The organism is Zobellia nedashkovskayae, from assembly GCF_015330125.1.
GTDB classification, from domain to species: domain Bacteria; phylum Bacteroidota; class Bacteroidia; order Flavobacteriales; family Flavobacteriaceae; genus Zobellia; species Zobellia nedashkovskayae.
This window is the reverse complement of sequence record NZ_JADDXR010000002.1, coordinates 4,237,174-4,259,870: the sequence shown is the minus strand read 5'-3', so window position 1 is coordinate 4,259,870 and position 22,697 is coordinate 4,237,174. Positions and strand designations below refer to the sequence as shown.

12 protein-coding genes and 1 tRNA gene are annotated in these 22,697 nt (G+C 36.9%); 11 read left to right on the top strand and 2 right to left on the bottom strand.

The window, feature by feature from the left end:
- Nucleotides 1-263 precede the first annotated feature (263 nt).
- The 10 genes from ccsA (at nt 264) to bshB1 (ending at nt 18,504) form a co-directional block, all read left to right on the top strand.
- Entirely contained in the window at nt 264-3,443 is a 3,180-nt protein-coding gene (gene ccsA / locus IWB64_RS17540; RefSeq protein WP_226975926.1) for a cytochrome c biogenesis protein, read from the top strand.
- A 122-nt stretch (nt 3,444-3,565) separates the two neighbouring features.
- Entirely contained in the window at nt 3,566-4,129 is a 564-nt protein-coding gene (locus tag IWB64_RS17535; RefSeq protein WP_194535247.1) for an RNA polymerase sigma factor, read from the top strand.
- Nucleotides 4,130-4,317: 188 nt separating this feature from the next.
- Nucleotides 4,318-5,445 carry a FecR family protein gene (locus IWB64_RS17530; protein WP_194535246.1) on the top strand — a complete coding sequence of 376 codons (1,128 nt, stop codon included), beginning with the start codon at nt 4,318-4,320 and terminating at the stop codon, nt 5,443-5,445.
- A gap of 103 nt (nt 5,446-5,548) precedes the next feature.
- Nucleotides 5,549-8,989 carry a SusC/RagA family TonB-linked outer membrane protein gene (locus IWB64_RS17525; protein WP_194535245.1) on the top strand — a complete coding sequence of 1,147 codons (3,441 nt, stop codon included), beginning with the start codon at nt 5,549-5,551 and terminating at the stop codon, nt 8,987-8,989.
- A 3-nt stretch (nt 8,990-8,992) separates the two neighbouring features.
- The gene (locus IWB64_RS17520; protein ID WP_194535244.1) at nt 8,993-10,663 is read left to right on the top strand and encodes a RagB/SusD family nutrient uptake outer membrane protein; all 1,671 of its coding nucleotides are present in this window, start codon (nt 8,993-8,995) and stop codon (nt 10,661-10,663) included.
- 3 nt (nt 10,664-10,666) lie between these two features.
- Nucleotides 10,667-13,195, top strand: a complete 2,529-nt coding sequence (locus IWB64_RS17515; protein WP_194535243.1) for an alkaline phosphatase D family protein — start codon at nt 10,667-10,669, stop codon at nt 13,193-13,195.
- A gap of 54 nt (nt 13,196-13,249) precedes the next feature.
- Nucleotides 13,250-14,812, top strand: a complete 1,563-nt coding sequence (locus tag IWB64_RS17510; protein ID WP_194535242.1) for a sulfatase family protein — start codon at nt 13,250-13,252, stop codon at nt 14,810-14,812.
- Nucleotides 14,813-15,113: 301 nt separating this feature from the next.
- Nucleotides 15,114-16,523: an MATE family efflux transporter gene (locus IWB64_RS17505; protein WP_194535241.1), complete on the top strand. Its 1,410-nt coding sequence runs from the start codon at nt 15,114-15,116 to the stop codon at nt 16,521-16,523.
- Nucleotides 16,524-16,563: 40 nt separating this feature from the next.
- Entirely contained in the window at nt 16,564-17,739 is a 1,176-nt protein-coding gene (locus tag IWB64_RS17500) for a trans-sulfuration enzyme family protein (RefSeq protein ID WP_194535240.1), read from the top strand.
- Between the two features lie 42 nt (nt 17,740-17,781).
- Nucleotides 17,782-18,504, top strand: coding sequence for a bacillithiol biosynthesis deacetylase BshB1 (bshB1, locus tag IWB64_RS17495; protein WP_194535239.1), 723 nt, complete (start codon nt 17,782-17,784; stop codon nt 18,502-18,504).
- Here bshB1 and IWB64_RS17490 read toward each other — a convergent pair.
- Nucleotides 18,501-20,567 carry a tetratricopeptide repeat-containing sensor histidine kinase gene (locus IWB64_RS17490; protein WP_226975925.1) on the bottom strand — a complete coding sequence of 689 codons (2,067 nt, stop codon included), beginning with the start codon at nt 20,565-20,567 and terminating at the stop codon, nt 18,501-18,503. The genes bshB1 and IWB64_RS17490 overlap by 4 nt on opposite strands.
- Before the next feature lie 276 nt (nt 20,568-20,843).
- On the opposite strand from IWB64_RS17490, the gene IWB64_RS17485 reads away from it, so the two are divergent.
- A tRNA-His gene (locus IWB64_RS17485) sits at nt 20,844-20,919 on the top strand.
- A gap of 117 nt (nt 20,920-21,036) precedes the next feature.
- On the opposite strand, the gene IWB64_RS17480 is transcribed toward IWB64_RS17485, so the two are convergent.
- Nucleotides 21,037-22,605: a M28 family metallopeptidase gene (locus IWB64_RS17480; RefSeq protein ID WP_194535237.1), complete on the bottom strand. Its 1,569-nt coding sequence runs from the start codon at nt 22,603-22,605 to the stop codon at nt 21,037-21,039.
- Nucleotides 22,606-22,697 lie beyond the last annotated feature (92 nt).

Here is a 22,697-nt window from a genome sequence, read left to right as displayed (position 1 = left end):
GCGTAAAAGAGACTTTGTTTTGCTGAAAAATAATTCAAAAACTTTACTCTAAAGTGAGGAAGTGACACTCTTGTTTCTGCGAAATTTGTAATAACTGCTAATATCTATTTCGGTTTCAAAAAAATCTACTTCCCCTAGATTTAATCCAATAAAATTTTCACTTATAATTAACAGTTTTAGCGGGACTTTAGATTGGTCTATCTTCCTGTAAATAAGAAAAAGGGCGTATTTTTGCCTGCTGAAAACCAATTTAGCTGCTGCCGATGAACATGCTCAAAAAATTCTTTTTCTCCACCCGATTAATGTCCGTTCTTTTTATAGTCTTCGCTGTCGCAATGGGACTAGGAACATTCATCGAAAGTAAGTACAGCACTGAAACAGCTAGAATTTGGATTTACAATACTACATGGTTTGAGGCTATTATGGTCTTTTTTGTCATCAATTTTATTGGTAACATGTTCAGATACCGGTTGCTACGTTGGGAAAAATGGGCAGTTCTGACACTTCACCTTTCATGGATTTTTATCATAGTTGGCGCATTTGTTACCCGTTATATAAGTTATGAAGGCATGATGCCTATTCGTGAGGGCAAATCAGAAAAGGTATTCTATTCAGATAAAACCTATTTGACCGCCTATGTGGATGGTGATATTAATGGAGAGGCGAAAAGAAAAACGTTACAAGAAGATTTAATTGTTACTGCGGAAGATATAAAATCTAGGTTACCTTGGAAGTCAGATTTTAACGGTCAGCCTTTTACTATTTCTTATGCAGGTTTTATTGATGGGGCAGAAGAGGGGTTGGTTCCAGATGAAAATGGAAAATCGTATTTAAAGATTGTTGAAGCAGGCGATGGTCAAAGACATGAGCACTTTTTAGAAAGTGGTAAAGTTTCTAGCATTCACAATGTGCTCTTTTCATTGAATAATGACACTGAAGGTGCCATTAATATTTTTGAAAAGGATGGTGCGTATACAATAAGAACTCCTTTTGAGGGTAATTATATGCGAATGGCAGACCAGTTTAAAGGTCAGGTTGCAAAGGATAGTCTTCAAGAATTTATTTTACGCTCATTATACTCAACGGCAGGAATGCAATTTGTAGTTCCTGAGCCTGTAGTACAAGGCTCGTATGGCGTTGTAAAAGTGCCAAAAGAAAAAATGACAGATGCTACCATGGATGCTATGATAGTAGATATTACGGTTAATGATGAAACCGTTCAGCAAAAGTTATTGGGAGGAAAAGGTGTCTCTAACTTCTCTGAAAAAGTAAATATTGGTGGACTTGATTTTAGTTTGAGTTATGGTTCCAAAGTATATGAACTTCCTTTTAGTATTAAACTGAATGATTTTATTGCTGAGAAGTATCCTGGTACTGAGCAGGGGTATAAATCTTTTATGAGTAAGGTTACTGTTGAAGACGAAAGAGATTTTGACTATAGTATATTCATGAATAATATACTCGATCACAAAGGGTATCGTTTTTTTCAATCTAGTTTTAGTCCGGATGAAAAAGGAACCGTTTTATCTGTAAACCATGACCAGTGGGGTACGCGCATTACCTACTTGGGATACTTCTTGCTGTACATTGGCCTAATGGGCATTATGTTCTTTGGAAAGACAAGGTTTAAGGATTTAGCCGTTTCTCTTGATAAATTGAAAAGCAAAAAAGCAAAACTGACAGCGGTTTTTGTTTTGGGTATGTTATTGAATGTAAATGCCCAAGAACATTCTGCAGATGATGGTCATGACCATGGTAATATGGTACCTACGCAATCTCAAATAGATTCGCTTTTACAAACAACGATTGTATCTGAGGAACATGCGGAGAGGTTTGGAAAACTTGTAATTCAAGATGAAGGCGGGCGGATGAAGCCAATAAATACCTTTTCCTCAGAATTGCTTCGGAAACTGAGTTTAAAGGATGTTTATAAAGATATGAATGCTGATCAGGTATTCTTATCCATGATGTTGAGCCCAGCGGCTTGGTATAATGCAGAATTTTTAGCTGTAGATAAAAAAGGAAAGAACGACAGTATACGTCACGTAATAGGTATTCCCGAAGGACAACCATTTGTAAAAGCAACTGATTTCTTTGATAAGGAAGGAAATTACAAGTTAGAGCCATTTTTAGCAAAGGCTACATCTACCAATATTCCTAATCAGTTTGATAAGGATATTAAAGAAGCCAACATTCGGTTAAGTCTTTTGGACCAAGCATTAAGTGGTCGTATTATAAAGATTTTCCCTTTGTTGAATGATGAAAACAACAAATGGATTTCGGCAATAGAATATAGGGGAGGGCAGTATCAGGTTTCAGATTCGCTATACGCTAATTTTATCAAAAACTCGGTTCCTTATTATTTAATGACCTTGCGAAAAGCAAAGGAAACCGGTGATTACGCTAATGCGGACAAGTTATTAGAAGCATTCAAGCAAAACCAAAAAAATCATGGTAAGGAAGTACTTCCTTCAGAAGATAAGATTAATGCAGAAGTAATTTACAATAAGCTTAATATTTTCAATATGCTATATAAGCTATATGCTTTAGTTGGCGTAATTATGTTTTTTGTTTTAGTATTCCAAATTTTTAAAGATCGTTCTATTTGGCGCATAGCAGTTTACTCCTTAAAGGGTACTATTTTCATCTTGTTTTTATGGCATACTGCAGGTCTTATTTTACGATGGTATATTTCAGGTCACGCTCCATGGACTAATGCTTATGAAAGTATTTTATATGTCTCTTGGGCCACTATGGGAATGGGACTTCTTTTTGCTAGAAAAAGTGATATGACTATTGCAGCTTCTGCATTTGTTACCAGTATGCTATTGACAATTGCCCATTTAAATTGGGTGGATCCTGCAATATCTACTTTGGTTCCGGTACTTGATAGTTATTGGTTGATGGTTCATGTTGCGGTCATTGTAGCGAGTTACGGACCGTTATCTGTAGCAATGATTCTAGGTTTAGTGTCTTTGTTACTTATGATTTTTACCAATAAGAAAAACAAGGCCGTAATGGACTTAAATATAAAAGAATTGACCATAATCAATGAATTGTCTATGACGGTAGGTCTGGTCATGTTAACTATTGGTAACTTTTTAGGTGGCCAATGGGCCAACGAAAGTTGGGGTAGATATTGGGGCTGGGATCCAAAAGAAACTTGGGCATTAATATCTATTATGATATATGCTTTTGTTATTCATACTCGCCTGGTACCTGCTTTAAGAAGTAAATGGGCATTCAATTTTCTTAGTGTTATCGCCTTTGGAAGTATCATGATGACTTATTTTGGAGTAAACTATTACTTGGTAGGTTTGCACAGTTATGGGCAAAGTGGCGCAGCCGCGATTACACCGGATTATATTTGGTATATAGTTTTGGTAGCAGCTATTCTTGGAGCTATCAGTTACTGGAGGTATAAGGTTAATTATAGCAAATAGGGAGTATTGTTTTTAGTTGAAATCATAAGGTATTTAATTAAAAATAAGTGTTCTTTTTACTGTTATCGTAATATTCGATCTATTTTTTATAGATTTAGCATCTTGTTACCCATGGGATGAAAATGATAACTGAAGATATTAAGCTCTTAGAAGGTATGAAGGAAGATGATAATTCTTCTTTCAAGGCTGTTTATGAGAAATACTCTAAAGTTCTGTTTATCTACGCTCATAACATTATAAAGGACAAGGTAATTTGTGAAGACATTATTCAGGAGGTTTTTATATCGCTTTGGGCAAAAAGAAAAACTAGTAACATATCTTCTCTAAAACCGTATCTCTTTCAAGCGGTAAAATTTCAGATATTCAATCATTTTAGAAACAACAAGTTTTCAACTGAGGATTTGACAAGGTTGAATATAATAGATGTTTCAATGAATGTCTCACAGAAATTGGAATATTCTGAACTTGATCAGATTATTCGTGACCAGGTCGCCAAATTGCCTAAAAGGTGTCGTCATATTTTTGTATTAAGTAGGTATGACCATAAATCGAATAAAGAAATCGCGGAAGAACTTGAGATATCCGTACAGGCGGTAAAAAACCAAATATCAAAAGCATTAGCATTTTTACGAAACAATCTTCAGTTAGAAGAAGCTGTTATTATTTCTCTTATTCTCCTTCATTAGCTATCATAATTAGCGTATAACTCCTATTTATTAGGGTTTTAACACTCTATTTGGCTACACATACAATGTGTATTCCTCAATTTTTTCGTTTTTATTTTATCGATTTTAAAAAATAATACACTTCTAACGTGTACCATCGCATTAGTTTGGGTACTTAATTGTGATATCGTTTTCTAATTGTGATATAAATGAACGAAAAAAAAGCAAAAAAACTCTTTAAGAAATATGTGAACAATGAGTGTTCTCAGGAAGAAAGAGATTTAATGGAGCGTTTTCTTGAATCATATCAAGGAGAGCGTATCTCAGCATCAGATTTTAGATTTGATAGTGAAGCAAAAGAAGAGGTTTGGCAGAAAATCACGAATAAAACTAAGGCTCCGCAATCAAAGAAAAATAACTTCAACGGTTTTATATTAAAGTACGCGGCCATTTTTATTGGTTTAGTGGGGCTTGCCATAGTTTTTAATTATCTATTGAAAGATGGTAGTGAAAAGGGCCACTTAATTATTGAGGATAATGCTATTGTTTTAAAGACAGGAGATAACCGCGAAAGAAAAATCATAGTTGGTGGAGGAGAATCTATAACTGATGCACACGGAAATATTTTGGCATCCCAATCCAATGACCAAATGGTCTATCACGGTAAGGCAACTACCGAGTTGGTCTATAATGAGATTATCATTCCTAAAGGAAAAACTTTTGAATTGAAACTTTCTGATGGCACACTTGTGCACCTTAATGCAGATACCTCTTTAAAATACCCAGTAAGTTTTATTAAAGGCGAAGACCGAAAAGTATTTTTAAAAGGTGAGGCTTATTTTGAAGTGGCCAAAGACCCTGAGCATAAATTTACTGTGGTAGCCAAGGATGTTGATGTTCAGGTTCTAGGTACTCATTTTAATGTTAGCTGTTATACCGGAGAAGAAACCTATGCGGTACTTGCAGAAGGTAGTGTTGCTATTAGTGACAAGCGTGCTGGCCACGTGAGTGATAGCTTAAGCATTCTAAAACCAGGTCAAAAAGCAGCAATGCAGGAAGATGCTTTGGTAATAAGTGAGGTAGAAATAAACGATTACTTGAACTGGCGAAATGGGGATTTAACTTTTAACAATGAGCCTTTTGAAAATATTGTAAAGAAGATAGAGCGTCGCTACGGAGTCCGAATTGAAAATGGATATACAGAATTAGAATCGATTCGGTTTAGAGGGGCTTTTAAAAATGAAACTATAGAAGATTTACTTGACACTTTTAAGGAGAGTGCTGAGTTTGATTACGAGATAACCAATAACCAAATACGAATTAAAAAACCAACATAAACTTATGTGACTTAAAGCCAAAAAAAATCGGGGAACGCGGCAACGTCCCCCGACAAATAGTGATTTCAATCCTAGTAATAACAAATCAAAATCCTTTAAAAATATGGAAAAAAAACCATTGTTTTTCATTCTATTGAAAAACATTCTTAACAAGAATCGCACAGTGAAAATCTCCATTCTAATGTTTGCTTTTGCCTTGTTCAATCTTCATGCGAATTCATACGCGCAAAACAAGAAGGTTTCTATAGAGGCCAATAACGAGACAATTGAAAGTGTACTTAAAAAAATAGAAGCGCAAAGCCAGTTCCGGTTTTTTTATAAATCGGGAAAGCTAAACGTAGCTAAAAGGGTGACTCTCAGTGTAGAGAAACGCCCTATAAAAGAAGTTTTAAAAATGGTATTTGGTAATAGTGTTACGTACACCTTATTGAAAAACCAGATTGTTCTAAAGAATGACCCTTCTTATAAAGTGCCAATTGAAACAATTGTATTAGATAATTTGGTTGAAGATCAACAGTATGTAACAGGTGTCATTACCGATGAAATGGGAGTGCCTCTTGCAGGCGCCAATGTTGTGGAAAAAGGAACGACAAATGGGGTTACCGCAGATTTTGATGGTAATTTTAGTCTAGAGCCTAGTTCTGATGATGCTATTTTGGTGGTTTCCTATATTGGTTTTGCCACCAAAGAAATTCCGGTTGATGGACAAACTACTTTAACTATAAAATTGGTAGAAAGTGCCGCAGGCTTGGAAGAAGTAGTTGTGGTTGGTTTTGGTACTCAAAAGAAGGTGAACGTAATTGGTTCCGTTTCTCAGGTGTCTTCCAAAGACATAGAAAATAGACCTGTTACTCAAGTTTCACAAGCCATTACAGGGCAAATGCCAGGGGTTACAGTTGTACAAAGGTCTGGTAGACCGGGTCAAAGCGGAGGAAATATTAGTGTAAGAGGGGTTGGCTCTTTTGGAGCAACACCAGACGCATTGGTCTTGATTGATGGTATTGCCGGTAGCATGAACGATATAAATCCGGATGATATTAAATCTATTTCAGTATTAAAAGATGCCTCTTCAGCTGCTATTTATGGAGCACGTTCTGCAAACGGGGTAATTTTAATAACTACAAAAAATGGTGCTGATAATAAGTTTTCTATCAATTATAATAGCTACGTAGGTTTTAATGCAGCAACGGAACTTCCTGAATTTGTAAACTCTTGGGAATATGCGGAGATGTACAATATAGCTTCTGGTAGTAATAGTTTTTCTGCAGATGACATTTCAAAATACAAGTCAGAAAGTGATTTGGATAATTACCCGAACACTAAATTCTTAGATGATTTATTTTCGAAGAATGGTGTACAGACATCGCACACGTTAACTCTTAGTGGAGGCGATGAAAAGAACAAGTATTATGTTTCTGTAGGTATTTTAGAGCAGGACGGTATTGTTCCAAAAAACAGTTTTAGCAGGTACAATTTCCGAATGAATCTTACCAACAAACTTGGTGACAAGTTCAATTTGAATACACGGTTCTTTGGTTCTGTAGAAAAGAGAGAAGAGCCACAGGTAACTGGGAACAAAGGACAGGGCTATAGAAGTGAAGCAAATAGAGCAACCGATGCCGCTAATAACGCTGGAAGTTTTGTTGGAGATTTAGTGTCTAATGCCGTAAGATATCCTGCCGTAGTTTTAGGGCAAGATTCTCAAGGTAATTTTGGTATTGGACCTGAGAGCGGTGGAACTCCTGTAGCTTGGTTGGCTTCTGAATCTTATTTAGAAAATCCAAAAACAAAGGCAGGTGTAAATGTAAAGTTGGATTATAAGCCTACCGATGATTTAACATTTTCTGCAATAGGTGGATATAACTTTACTTTGAACGAGGAACGTTCTTACTATGCATCGCAACGTCTTAATGAGGAAATTTACCTCGGCCAATCATATTTAAATCAGTATAGTAATAAAGAGATTTACAAAACACTGCAATTTACAGGAGAGTGGTCTAAGGAAGTTGGTGTTCATGACTTTAGTCTTTTAGGAGGATACTCTTTTGAAAATGAAGAATTTTCGTTTTTCAATGGATACCGTCAAGATTTTGCAAGTAACGATTATACGGTATTAGATTTAGGGAGTGCGGAGAACCAACAGTCTGCGGGTTTTGATTCTGAATGGGCTTTACAATCTTTCTTTTCTAGGTTAAAATATAGTTTTGATGAACGTTATCTTTTTGAAGCCACACTTCGTTATGATGGTTCGTCAAGATTTCCTAAAAACAATAAGTATGCTGTTTTTCCTGCCGCCGCGGTAGGTTGGAGAGCTTCTCAAGAAACTTTCTTGGAAGATGTTAATTGGTTGTCAAATTTAAAGTTCAAAGCTTCTTGGGGTATTTTAGGTAACCAGAACATTGGTAACTACCCGTATCAAACTGTATTGGCTTCAGGGCGTGATTACGCTTTGGGTGGCGGATTATCTACAGGAGCTGCATACTCTAATTACCGTGATGCGAATATTAAATGGGAGTCAACAGAAACTACCGATATAGGTATTGAAACGGGACTTTTTGATGGAAAGGTAACTTTTAACGCGACCTATTTTAGAAGGAATACTACAGATGTACTCTTTAAACCATCATCTAGTGTGTCTTCCGTGCTTGGTGTAGGTATAAGTGAAACTAATACAGGGGCAGTTAAGAATACAGGTTGGGAATTCGATTTAGGACATAGAGGCAGCAAAGGTGATTTTAGCTATTCCATTAATGGAAACTTTTCCGTAATAAACAATGAAGTGGTAACTCTAGGTTTAGGTAATGTAGAGCAACCAAATGGCTTTGTAGGTAACGGTTCAGACCTTTTTATAGGTTATCCAATGCAGATGTACTATGGTTATAAAACAGATGGTGTGTTCTTAAATGATGCAGAAACTTCTAGCTGGCCAGATCAAAGTGCTGTAAATCCTACTTCTCAAGCAGGGGATTTTAGGTATAAGGATATTAGCGGTCCAGATGGTGTACCTGATGGAATTGTAGATCCTACTTATGATAGGACTTATCTAGGGAGTAGAATTCCAAAATACACCTACGGGGCTAACATCAACTTAAATTATAAAAACTTCGATTTTTCTTTGTTCCTACAGGGGGTGAGCGGTGTAAAAGGTATGTTGGATAATTATGCCGGTTATGCTTTTTTCAACTTGGGAAATATTCAAAAATGGCAAATGGATGGTCGTTTTGATGCTAATAATCCCGTACGTAATCCTGGTTACCCAAGGTTGGAAGTATTGACTAATAGTGGCTCGCCAAACACGGCTACATCAGATTACTGGGTAATTAACGCAGGTTATTTAAGAGTTAAAAACGTACAGTTAGGATATAATTTTCCTGATTCTTTAACTGATTTGATAGGCATAGATAACCTAAGGATGTATATAGGAGCAGAGAATTTACATTCTTTCAACTCTTATAGAGATGGATGGGATCCTGAAATTAATTCTTCTGGTGGATACTATCCTATTTTAACTACGTACACCTTTGGTTTAAATTTAAAATTTTAGAACATGACAAATTTTTTATATACATATATAAGTCGCGTACCTTCCTTTTCTAGGTTAATTGTTTTAAGCATGACGTTGGTTTTGTTTATTGGCTGCGATAAAGAATTGGAGCAATTTCCTAGCAATGCCTTTGCTAAAGATAATTTTTGGACATCAGAGTCCAATGCAAATATTGCTTTAACCGGTGCTTACCGTGGTGCAATTGAATATGGTACGCAAGTAGTACCTTCTGATTGGTGGACCTATTGCGGTATTGTTTTTATGGAATTCGCCACGGATAACGCGTATGATCGTAGAGGAGATAATTCTACTCAGAATCGTTTAACGGATGGAACGCTATTGCCAAACAACAATGTCATAAACGGCTATTGGAAAGGTTCTTACAAGCGAATAGCTATTTGTAATGACTTTTTGGAGAATATTGGTAATGTAGAAATGGAACAGGCAAAAATTGATAGAATGGCTGCCGAGGTTCGTTTTCTTCGTGCCTCCACTTATTTTTATATTTCTCAGTTTTGGGGAAGTGCTCCTTTGGTTACAACTACCTTAACGCCTGATGAGGCTAATAATGTAGATAAGGCATCAAAAGCAGAATTGGTTTCGTTTATAATTAGTGAGCTTAAAGCTTCAGCGGAAGATTTACCTTCATTTGGTCAAATATCCGGTTCTGAAGCGGGTAGGGCTAGCAAGCAAGCTGCTCTTGCTTTTTTAGGTAGAATGTATTTGGGAGAGGAGAATTTTGCAGAAGCTTCTAAAGTGTACAAGGAAATTATGGATATGGGCGAGAATATCATTGACCCTGATTATGCTTCCCTTTTTACACCTGTTAATGAAGCTAGCAGTGAAAATATCTTTGGCACTCAATATTTTGGAGGTCAAGCAGGAAATTCTTTACCACAACATGCGTATCCCGCAGTAGCTTCTGGTTGGCATATTGTAAACCCATTGGGAAGTTTGGCAGATGCTTATGGTTTTGACGATGGTACTTCATTATCATATGATGATCCTAAGTTTGATTATGCAGATATGGGGGCTAATAGAGACCCAAGGTTTAGATACAACCTACTTTGGGATGGTTCTTCTTTTGGAGATAAAATCTATGATTGCAACCCGGATAGTACAGAATCTTTAGATCAGTTAACATATTCCAAGCAGGCAACTAGAACAGGGTATGGATTACGAAAGTTTTTTGATGAATCTTTTAGTGGAAATTTAAAATCTGATTACGGCGGAAACGTTCCAATTATTAGATATGCCGAAGTTCTATTGAGTTATTTAGAAGCTGAACTTGAAGCGGGGAACCCTATTACACAGCAATTGTTAGATGAGACCATTAATGCGGTACGAGGAAGAGCTTCGGTTGGATTGCCTCCAATAACGGAAACAGATGCAGCAACGCTTCGTCCTATTCTTAGAAATGAAAGAAGAATTGAATTAGCATTTGAAGGTCAACGTCTTTGGGACATCATTAGATGGGATATTGGTGACGAGGTTTTGGTTGGTGATTTCTGGGGAGCTCCTTTTCCTAATTCCACTTTATATCCAACTACTTCTAAGAAAATAGACCCACAGTCGCGTTGGTACGTTACCACAAAGAATTTTAGAAAAGGGGTTGATGATGTTTGGCCTATTCCAGAATCTGAGGTGAATGTTAATCCAAAATTGGGGAACTAGCTAATGACAATCAAACGAAGAAAATTTATACAAAACTTAGGACTTGCCGTGCCCATGCTGGCAAGTCCTTTTAACCCCATTCTTGCAAAAGAAATGGTGTTTACAAACTTAGCTACATCAGATTTGGTCAATTCACCATTTAAGGCAGACTTCAAAAAGTATAACGAAAGGGTGTGGATAGGAAGTTCCTTTTGGGCCGTACCCATGGAGGACTGGGAAATTAAAAATAACCGACTTGAATTTTCAGGTGTAGAGAAGCAATCAAGGCTTCACATATTAACTCATGTACTAGGGGAGAACCAAGGAGACTTTGAGTTTACAGGAAATCTGGGGTTACTTGAGGACAAAGGTAAAAAGGGAGGTGTTGGTTTTTCCGTTGGAATAAAAGATTACACAGATCCCAACAGCGTTAAAGCAGCTTGTTACTTTGGTAAAGGTATTTCCGTAGGCGTAAATCTGGAAGGAGATATTTATATTGATAAGAAGACAGAAGCGCTACCTAGCGGATTTGACTTTGGAAATATTTCACTTCAGTTAAAAGGGCATAATAAGGGAGGAGAAACACAGCTTGAACTTAAAGCGACTGATGCAGCAGGAAAAAATATAACATTAAAGAATACTGTAAAAGGGAATCTAGATGGACTTGTTGCTCTGGAGAATAAGGGCAGTGAAAAAGGAGAAAGTACCTTTTGGTGGGAAGATATTGAATTTTCAGGTTCAAAAGTCCAATACAAACCGGACAATAGTTTTGGACCTATTTTATGGGCTATGTATACCTTATCACAAGGTAAATTGAAACTTACTGCACAGCTTCCGCCAGTAGGAGTAAAAGATTCTCAAAAAGTAGAATTACAGTTTTTAAGAAATGGAAAATGGATAAAAGATGAGAAATCTCAAATTGATCCAGTTTCGTTTACCTCGGTTTTTTCCATTGAGGATTGGAATTCTTCAGAAGATATTAAATATCGTTTACGCTATAACATAGATAAAGAAAGACATACTTATGAGGGAGTTATTCGCAAAGAACCTTTAGATAGACCTTTAACCTTTGGCGGACTTACTTGTCAGCATGCCATGGGATTTCCCTATCGCCCCTTAGTAGAGAACCTAGATAAGTCTAATCCTGATATACTTTATTTTTCTGGTGATCAGCTGTATGAAGCTAACGGAGGTTATCCTATTAAGAGGCAACCAGAAGATAAAGCCATTCTCAACTATTTGGGTAAATGGTATATGTTTGGTTGGGCTTTTGGTGATGTATTAAGAAACAGACCTTGTATTTGTACGCCAGATGATCATGATGTATATCAAGGTAATCTATGGGGAGAAGGAGGAGAAGGAATTACTTTTGAGGAATGGGAGAAAGTGAGAGATGCTCACGGAGGTTTAGTGCAAACTCCAAATTTTGTAAATGTCGTTAATAAGACCCAATGTGGTCATATGCCAGAAGCATATGATCAGGCTCCAATGAAATCAAATATTAGTACGTGGTATACGCACTTGGTTTATGGTAAGGTTAGTTTTGCCGTTGTTAGTGATCGCCTTTTTAAATCGGGTCCTGAAATGGTGAGAGCAGGTGAGGGGAGAATAGATCACTTGACTTCGCCGGCAAAACCAGGAGAGTTAGAATCTGCCGACCTTAATTTTATGGGGCAACGCCAACTAGAGTTTTTAAACGATTGGGTTGCGGATTGGGAAGGAGTAAATATGAAAGTATTGCTTAGTCAAACGCTATTTTCTAATGTGGGTACGCACCACGGACCGGAGAAGGAATTTTTATTTGGAGACCTTGATTCTGGTGGATGGCCAAAATCTAGAAGAGACAAAGTAGTTGAAACGATAAGAAAGGCGTGTGCTTTTCACATTAATGGAGACCAGCATTTACCTTTTGTAGTTCAATACAGTATTAACGAGCCAAGAGATGGAGGTTGGACGTTCTGTACGCCCGCTATTTCTACAGGATATCCAAGATGGGGACAGCCAGATTCAGTCAACGTGCCTTTTACCGATAGACCGGCGCATGGTTTACCAAATACAGGATGCTACCGTGACGGATTCGGGAATGATAACTATATCTATGCCGTTGGTAATCCTACTGATGACTTTGAAGAAGAATTTGATCGCTACCAGAAAGCTCAGAAAAAGGCTTCAGGTTATGGCATAGTTACTTTTGACACAACAGAAAGAACTATAAAAATGGAAGCTTTTCGGTTTTTAGCTAATCTTGATATCATGTCAGAGAATAACACTTATCCAGGATGGCCACTTACGATTCAACAATCGGATAATGATGGGCGAAGGCCAATAGGTTATCTTCCTAAATTGGAAGTAAAATCGGCCAATCAATTACTTAAAATTATTAATGACGATACCAAAGAGCTGGTCCATGTCATGCGGATTAAAGGTAATACGTATACGCCGTCAGTTTATGAATTAGGAAAGTACACCCTTATTATAGGTGAAGGAGCTACGGAAAAAACCATAAGTGGTATAGAAATAACCATTGATCCTAAAAAGACCATTTCTGTCTAAGCAAAAAAAGAATAAATTTGAGAGTAAATTAATTTTATAAATACCAAACTGTTCATGACAAGTTTTAGAAATTATTTTTTAACTGGCACCATCTTTTTACTAATGTTATCCAGCTGTAAGTCGAAGGAGGAAAAAACGGTAGTTAAAGACGAAAGTCCAAAACAACCTAATATTGTTTTCATTTACATGGATGATTTAGGTTATGGAGACCTAAGTTCATATGGAGCAACGCAGCTAAGTACCCCTAATATTGATGCCTTGGCAGAGGGAGGAGTTCAGTTTACTAATGGTTATGCTACATCGGCAACATGTACGCCAAGTAGATATGCTATTCTTACGGGTAGATATCCTTGGAGAAATAAAGATGCAAAAATACTTCCGGGAACAGCGCCTTTAATTATTAGTACGGATCAGCTTACTGTTCCTAAAGTGCTTAAAGAAAAGGGCTATGCTACGGGTATAGTTGGTAAATGGCACTTAGGCTTAGGTAGCGGTAACGTAAATTGGAACGAGAGAGTATCTCCTGGGCCAAATGAAGTTGGTTTTGATTATTCGTATATATTAGCTGCTACTCAAGACAGAGTGCCAACTGTATATATAGATAATGGTAACGTAGATGGTTTAGATCCAAACGATCCTATAGAAGTAAGTTATAAAGAGAACTTTGAAGGAGAGCCAACAGGTTTGGATAACCCAGAGTTGACTACTATGAAATGGCACCATGGTCATAATAATAGTATCGTAAACGGAATACCACGTATTGGTTACATGAAAGGTGGTGAAGCTGCAAAATGGACAGACGTTGATATGGCTGATCACTTTTTGGCTAAAGCACAAGCTTATGTAACGGATCATAAAGATGAGCCTTTCTTTTTATACTATGCTTTACAGCAACCACATGTACCGCGTACACCACACCCTCGTTTTGCAGGTAAATCCGTAATGGGCCCTCGTGGAGATGTTATTCTTGAGGCGGATTGGGTTGTAGGTGAATTCATGAAGACATTAGAGGCACAAGGTCTTTTAGAAAATACGTTGATTGTTTTTTCTAGTGATAACGGTCCTGTTGTAAATGATGGGTATTATGATGACTCTGAAGAAAAACTTGGTAAGCATACGCCAGCAGGTGTTTTACGTGGTGGAAAATATAGTTTGTTTGAAGCGGGTACTCGTGTTCCTTTTATTACCTATTGGAAAGGAAAGATAGCTCCAGGTAAATCAGATGCTTTGGTTTGTCAGGTAGATTTATTGACTTCAATGGCTGCTTTAGCGGGTAGTGATAAAAAAGGTGAGGATAGTGAGAATTTTCTAGACACTTTTTTAGGTAAAACGGATAAAGGTAGAACGGAATTAGTGTTAGAAGCAGGTTCTAGAACAGCACTTAGAAAAGGAGATTGGGCTATGATTCCGCCATACAAAGGTGCAGCTGTAAATACTCAGGTTAATATAGAGCTGGGTAACGATAGCGAATATCAGTTGTATAATGTTAAGGAAGATTTGAGACAGACTAAAAACGTGGCAAAAGAGAATCCAGAAAAACTTCAGGAATTGATTGCAGACTATGAGGCTATACGAGGTACATCTGATATAGAAATCAAAGAACTGGAATTAAAATAGAAAATGTTGAGGTGTTATATTTCTTCAAAATTGAGGAGGTAAAATATCCTAAATATTAAGTAATACATACCGTTTCAAGTGTAATAGGTGTTCATTTTGAGCATGTTATACTTGAAACGGTTATATTTTCTCTACTTTTTAAATAGACTCAACACCTTTTTTTTTGCATCTTTGCGCAATCATGAAGTAATAGAAATTATGTTTCGTAAAAATGTCGCTAGGTTTTCGCCTATAAATTAATCGAGCTTTCTTCGTTCGGTTAAGACATGCTTTTCTTTTCATCAACATAATTTCATTTCAAATGCCACACTTAAATAGAATCACATTTAAAAGACTGTTTCAGTACTTTATAGTTGCCGTTACAGGTAAAGAAACAGAGTTTACCACTGGAAGTATCCGCAAGGCTATTTTTATGCTCTCCATCCCCATGATTTTGGAGATGATGATGGAATCCATTTTTGCCATTGTAGATATTGCTTATGTCTCACAGGTAAGTGTAAATGCCGTAGCTACTATTGGCTTAACAGAATCCGTAGTTACTTTGGTTTATGCGGTAGCCATAGGTTTGAGTATGGCCGCAACAGCTATCGTTGCCAGAAGGATAGGGGCAAAGGATATTAAGGGCGCTCAGGAAGCTGCTGTACAGGCAATAGCACTGGGAGTTCTGGTTTCTATAATCGTAGGATTCTTTGGATTTTTATATGCCGAGGATATACTTGGACTAATGGGGGCAGAACCCGACTTAATAGCCGAGGGCTCTGGATACACAAAACTCCTATTAGGAGGTAATATTACCATTCTACTTTTGTTCTTGATTAATGCCATATTTAGAGGGGCAGGTGATGCTTCCGTTGCCATGTGGGCCTTAGTCCTTTCCAACGGACTCAACATTATACTGGACCCTATCTTTATTTTCGGCTGGGGACCCATACCAGAGTATGGTGTTATGGGAGCTGCTATAGCTACTAATATAGGCAGAGGTACAGCTGTGCTATTTCAATTGGCTGTATTGTTCTTTGGGTGGAGCCGCATACAAATCGGCTTTAAGGATATGGTTATTCGCTTTAGCGTAATGCTAAATCTTATTAAAGTCTCACTTGGGGGAATTGCTCAATTTCTAATAGGGACTTCTAGTTGGGTATTTCTTATGCGTATGATGTCAGAGTTTGGCAGTGAGGTGCTAGCTGGTTATACAATTGCTATCCGAGTAATGTTATTCACTTTAATGCCATCTTGGGGTATGAGTAATGCAGCAGCTACATTGGTGGGGCAGAACCTTGGTGCTCAGCAGCCCGATCGTGCAGAAACTTCGGTTTGGAAGACGGGAAAATACAATGCGTATTTTATGGGGGCTGTTTCTTTGGTTTATCTATTCTTTTCATATGATATTGTTGGTTGGTTCAGTGCCAATCCTGTTGTAGTGGAGAATGGAGGTTTGTGTCTGCAGATTATTGCTGTAGGGTATATATTCTATGCCTATGGTATGGTCGTCACTCAAGCTTTTAACGGTGCGGGCGACACAGGGACGCCAACAAAAATTAATCTCATTGCCTTCTGGTTATTTCAATTGCCATTTGCGTACCTAATGGCCATAATTTTTAATTTAGGTCCCATGGGTGTATTTATTGCTATTACTGCAGCTGAGGTGCTGCTGGCAATAATTTCTATGATTTGGTTTAAAAAAGGCAACTGGAAAAAGGTGAGTGTCTAATACTCTTTTTGTAACTTGATCTTTCTAAATTTTTGAAATTATGCAGCATAAGAAAATAGGACTTAATACCATTTGTACCCACGTAGGGGAAGTTAGAGACGAACAGTTTAAAGGGGCAATTTCTCCACTTTACATGAGTAGTTCGTATGCTTTTGAAGATGTAGATGTAAAAAGGTATCCTAGGTACTTTAATACACCTAACCAAGAGGCCTTATGTAAAAAGATTGCTGCATTAGAGCATACAGAAGCCGGTCTTATATTCGGAAGTGGTATGGCAGCTATTACAACAACCTTAATGGCTTTTCTTAGAGCTGGTGATCATATTGTACTTCAGCAAGTACTATATGGAGGAACTTACAATCTAGTTGTAGAGGAATTTGAGAAGTTTGGTATAGAATATTCATTTACCGAAGGATGGCAAGCTGAGGATTTTGAAAAAGAGATTCGTTCAAATACAAAGGTCATTTACATAGAAACACCTTCTAATCCGCTATTGACGATAACCGATTTAGATGCTATTAGCAAACTAGCCAAGAAGCATAACTTGGTTTCTATGATAGACAATACGTTTGCTAGTCCTGTTAATCAGAATCCCATAGACTTTGGTATTGATGTGGTAATACATAGTGCCACTAAGTATATGGGCGGTCATTCAGATATTCTAGCAGGAGCAGTTGCATCTTCCGAGGAGAATATCCATAGGATTTTTGGGTTAGCAAAGAACTTTGGAGGTAGTCTTAGTGATTATACTGTTTGGTTATTGGAAAGGAGTTTAAAGACGATGGGCTTGAGGGTGAAAGCTCAAAATATAAATGCCCAGCATATGGCAGAATATCTAGAAGGGAATGAAGCGGTCACAAAAGTATACTACCCAGGCCTAAAGAGTCATCCGGAGCATGAATTGGCAAAAGCGCAAATGAAAGGTTTTGGAGGAATGTTATCTTTTGAGCTTCATGAAGACTATGATGCAAATCAATTTCAAAAAGAACTACAATTAATAAAATCTTCCATGAGTTTGGCAGGGGTAGAGAGTACTGTTCTTTCTCCCACAAAAACATCACATTCTCTTTTGAGTGCAGAAGAGAGAGCTAAGCAAGGTATTGCAGATGGCTTAATCCGGTTTTCTGTAGGCATAGAGGAACCAGAAGATTTAATTGCAGATATAGAACAAGCATTAAAAAAAGTAAGGTCTGGTAATATAGTAGCGACTAGTTAGTAGCATTTAGCCTGAAGAAAGAACAATACTCAATAAAATAGAATGAAATTAGATATATTAGCTTTTGGTGCTCACCCAGATGATGTAGAACTTGGTGCCGGAGCTACCATTGCCAAAGCCATAGCAAGTGGTAAAAAAGTAGGCATTATAGATTTGACCCGTGGTGAACTTGGTACTCGAGGTTCTGCGGAAATTAGGGATAATGAAGCTGCCGCCGCTGCTAAAATATTAGGAGTATCGGCTAGGGAGAACTTAGGTTTTGCAGATGGTTTCTTTATTAACGATAAAGAACATCAATTACAGATTATTAAGATGGTTCGGAAATATAGACCGGATATTGTTTTATGTAATGCAATAGATGATCGTCATATAGACCATGGTAAAGGAAGTAATCTAGTGAGTGATGCTTGTTTTTTAAGTGGGTTGATAAAGATTGAAACCCAGGTAGAGGGTGAAGAAGCAAATCAGGCACAGTGGAGACCAAAGGTAGTTTACCATTATATTCAATGGAAAAATATTGAACCGGATTTTGTTGTAGATGTTTCAGAATTCATTGAAAAGAAAACGGAAGCCATTTTGGCCTATTCATCACAATTTCATGACCCTACTAGTAAGGAGCCCGAAACACCAATAAGTAGTAGAAACTTTATTGAAAGTGTAAATTACAGAGCCAAAGATTTAGGAAGATTGGTAGGAGTAGAGTATGCTGAGGGATTTACTACAGAGCGTTTTGTTGCAGTTAGTAATATAGATGATCTTATTTAGGCGGTCCTTTGGTATTTGTCTTTAGCTTTGGGTAGAATAAAATGAAAGGTACTTCCCTTTCTCAATAGGCTTTCTACCCAGATTTTGCCGTTGTTTTTCTCTATCATTTCCTTACATAAGGATAGTCCTAGGCCGGTACCTTTTTCATTGTTTGTACCATAGGTCGTTAAGGTAGAATTATCTGAAAATATTTTATCGATGGTATCTTGGTTCATACCTATGCCAGTATCACGAATAGAGACTTGCCATTGGTCCTTTTTCTCAATGGCGGTAATAGTTACCATACCATTTTCGGGAGTAAATTTCACGGCGTTACTGATGAGGTTTCTGATAACAATATCTATTTGGTTGGTATCTGACCAAGTCAATGTCTTTGCTTCTAAATGATTTATAAGACGAATGGATTTGTTCTTTGCTACTTCTGATAATAAGTCAATGTTTTCTTTGACCACCGTCTCTAAAGCTACTACTTCTGCTTTAGTAACAGCACCGTTCATTTGGGTTTGGCCCCATGTTAAAAGATTGTTGAGTGTAAACGATATATGGTCTATATCATTAGAAAGTTTAGGCATAAAACCCATAAACTCATTTTGTTCTATTTCACCATCTTTAAATAGTTTTAAAAGCCCTTGAAAAGCAGCTATTGGTCCGCGAAGGTCATGACCAATAATTGAAAACAACTTGTCTTTTGTGCGATTAATTTCATGCAGTTCAAGTTCGTTCAGTTTTAAATCTTCTTGTTTTTTCTGGAGTTCTGAATTCAAGTTCTTTTGAACTTTCTCACTTCTGAAAACTAATAGAGTTACGATAATAAAAATTAAAAGAATACCCAAAGCAACATTTACATAAGCTCTCTGTGTGTCTAGTTGCTTGGTGTTTTCTTTAATAAGGTCTACTTTCTGTTTTTCATGCTCCATTTTGGTTTTAAGCATGGTTAGACTCTTTTTGTTTTCATTTCTATATAAAGTATCGGATAATGATTGATATATCTCGTGGTACTTTAAAGCTTCTGTATAATCTTCTTTGTTCTTATTTACTTGATACAATGTTTTGGCACATTGCTTAGAGCCTTCCATGTCTTTAATTCTATGAGAAATAGCATAAGCATTTAATGCATATGTTTCAGACATCGCATCATTGCCTAAGCCTAAATAGGCTTGAGACATACCATTGAGCATTTCGATTTCACCACGATCGTCCTGAATTTTTTCATGGAGCATTTCACTTTGTCTATACCAGTAGAGGGCCCATTCAAATTTGTTGTCTTTTAAATAGATTTTAGCTTTCGTGGCATAAGCATAGGCAAGCCATTCTATTTTTTTTGTTTTTTCAAAAATAGCTATGCTGGTATTAGCATTATACATCGCATGCTCCAATTCTCCCGTATCCGCATAAATAGAGGCTATGTTACTCATAGTTTCAGCAGAGATTGATTCATTCCCTATCTCTTCGTTAATTTTTTTTACTTTTTTATAGAATTCTAAGGATTGAACAAAATCATTTTGTGATGCATATAGGTTAGCAACATTTTCATTAAATATAGATAGCCAGAATTTGCTATCGTTTTCATTTGCGATATCTATACCTTCTAAATAGTAAATTAATGATTTTGCATAATCTCCTATATAAGCAAATTCTGAAGCAAGGTTGTTTTGTGCCCTTAATCTCAATTCTATATCCTTTGAGACGATACTCATGGAAAGAACATTTTTAAAATAGAGCATACTTTTGGTATGGTTACCCTGATCTGAATAGTAATTCCCTAATCCTAATAGAGCATAGTTTTCTCCTTTTTTGTAATTAGAAGATTTACTATAATCTAAGGCGAGTTGTGAGAGCAATAAAAGACTGTCCGTATTGAAAAACCTTAATTCACGCCCTAAATGGTTGAGTAGATTTATATGGGTGGTATCTTTAATAGAAAAATTAGGTGTGCTTCTTAATTCTTTAATGAGTGTTTGCAAGCTATCCTTAGCTTCTTGTTGCGCACTTATATTTGTTGTGGACAATACAAGTAAGCCAAAAAGCAAAATGGCTAATTTGGAAAGTAGGTTGGAGGTCAAAGAATGGATTTTGACAAAAAGCATTTCTAAAATTAATTATTCATCTAATGTATCTACATACTGTTGAAATCTCTAAAAATTGTTGTGAAACGCTAAAAATTGTGTGTTTTAACGAGAGTAACGTGTGTTTTAACGATGTTTTTCAATTTTTTATTAGCGTTTAGACATTCACTGTCAAGCTGTTCAAGTAAAGAATATAGATAGGGTATAAAAATAACCGAAGTTTTATTTTGAAAGATTACATGAAAAAAAGTATCTTTGCCACCGCTTACAAATGGTGGTTGTAGCTCAGCTGGTTAGAGCGCTTGATTGTGGTTCAAGAGGTCGCCGGTTCGAAACCGGTCTTCCACCCCGAAATAAAAAGCCTTGTCAATTTTGACAAGGCTTTTTTGGTTTTATATATTACCTTAAAATAAAGCATAAAAAAACCCGCCGTTTAGGGCGGGTTTTCTATTTACTAGTGCAATTTTTATTCAGCGGCTTTATCTACCACTAAACGTTCGTTTCTATTGGCTACTTCCCAAGCCGTGTAAAAGACTAAACGCGTACGATTTTCAAGAAGATCGTAGTTGATTTTGTCTGGCGTATCTCCTGGTTTGTGGTAATCCGCGTGGGTTCCGTTAAAATAGAAAATAATAGGAATGTTATTCTTTGCAAAGTTGTAATGGTCACTTCTATAATAGAAACGATTAGGGTCGTTCTCGTCGTTATAAGTGTAATCCAACTCAATATTTGTGTATTTGTCGTTGACCTCTTCAGAAAGCTCGTGTAGGTCTGTACTGAGCTTGTCAGAACCAATTAAATAGATATAATTACGATCACCATCTCGTTCTGGGTCAATACGGCCGATCATATCAATATTAAGATTGGCAACAGTATTTTCTAATGGATATATTGGATCTATATCTGTATAGTATTGAGAACCTAATAGTCCTTTTTCTTCACCTGTAACATGTAGAAAAACTACTGATCGTTTTGGTCCTTGTCCGGCATCGGCAGCTTTTTTAAAAGCTTGTGCAATTTCTAAAAGGGCAACGGTTCCAGAACCATCGTCATCCGCACCATTGTTTATTTCGCCATCTCCAGTAATACCAATGTGGTCCAAGTGAGATGAAATCACTAAGTATTCATCAGGCTTTTCAGAACCTTTTAATATAGCAACTACATTTTCCGACTCAATATCGCCATTTTCACTTTTGACATCAACAGTAAGTTTTTTAGCTAAACTTTTCGGTTTGTTATCAGATAAAATACTTGGTAAAATTGCTTTTGCCAATTTTGCATCGATTAAGAAGTTAAAAAACTCATCAGAATCGTCTTTGGCCAGTTCCATTCTGCCACTTTCGTTGGTCTTCATCCATTCAAATCTACTTTTAAAACGTGCAAAGTTAGTTTCATCATAATAAAGAATGCCTTTAGCTCCTTTAGAAGTAGCTAGCTCTAGACGTTTCCCTAAAGATTCTGACATGTTGCTCCAGATAGATTTTTCTGAGGAACCGGATAAAAGGTAGTTTCCGTTAGCAGCTATTGGTTCACCAGATTTAACCAAGATCACTTTGTCCTTAACATCAATATCTTTGTAATCGGAATAATCACCTTCTTCAATACCATAGCCAACGTAGACAATATTATCATAAGTTCCTTCTGCTTTAGAAAAAGTAAGGAAATCGTCTCCTAGTGGGTACTCTTTACCATCAATTGTAAGAGAGCCAGAAGGTAATTGGCTGACTTGAAGCGGTACTGTTTGAAAATAATTTCCGTTTTCCTGTGCGGCAGGAATACCCATTTTTTCATACTGTGCCTTTAGGTATTCTACAGCCATTTTCTGACCTGGTTTCCCGGTTTCCCTTCCTTCGTATTCATCGGAAGCGTAGGTGTAAAGGTGTTCTTTAAGTTCACTTTCGGTAATAGTTTCTGCGAAAGTTTCAGGGGTACTGGTAGGTTTGGCAACTGCGTTTTTATCGCCATCAGAAACAGTTGTTTGTGATGAGTTGCAGGCCATAGCCAATCCTATGGCAAGGATAATGAGTTTTTTCATGTTATATGAGTTATGCTTTCAAAAGTTCCCAAAATTAACGAAAACAAATAGAACAGGTCTGCTGGCTAGGCAATAATTTCGTGTGTTGGTTT